This window comes from Vibrio sp. 378, from assembly GCF_033339435.1.
In genome coordinates this window covers 1-533 of record NZ_JAWOUO010001098.1, presented here as the reverse complement: position 1 = coordinate 533, position 533 = coordinate 1, and the positions used below count along the sequence as shown (strand labels likewise).

General features: G+C 44.3%; 1 protein-coding gene. It reads right to left on the bottom strand.

Features of this window, described 5'->3' with window-relative positions; all coding sequences use genetic code 11:
• Positions 1 to 533 (bottom strand): sigma-70 family RNA polymerase sigma factor (locus R7Q48_RS30585; protein WP_318134177.1); only part of this gene is annotated, 533 nt, incomplete at both ends.

The following is a 533-nucleotide window of genomic DNA, read 5'->3' as shown; positions in this document are numbered from 1 at the left end:
TGTTTAATTAGGATTTCACGAAGTCGACGTAAACCCTCCACTTGAATTTGCCGTACACGCTCACGGGTAAGACCAATCTCTCGTCCCACTTCTTCAAGCGTAGACGGCTCATAACCAAGCAAACCAAAACGGCGTGCAAGCACTTCTTTTTGTTTTGGATTCAACTCTTCCAACCAATGGATCAAAGACGATTTAATGTCATCATCTTGAGTCGACACTTCTGGATCAGAGTTATTTGCGTCAGGAATAATATCCAGAAGCGCTTTTTCACCGTCACCACCAATTGGGGTATCAACGGAGCTAATACGCTCGTTAAGACGCAGCATTTTGCTGACATCTTCTACTGGTATATCTAATTGAGCAGCAATTTCTTCTGCAGTTGGTTCATGATCGAGCTTTTGAGAAAGTTCACGCGCAGTACGCAGATAAATGTTCAGCTCTTTCACGACATGAATAGGCAAGCGAATGGTGCGAGTTTGGTTCATCAACGCACGTTCGATCGTTTGACGGATCCACCAAGTTGCGTAAGTTGA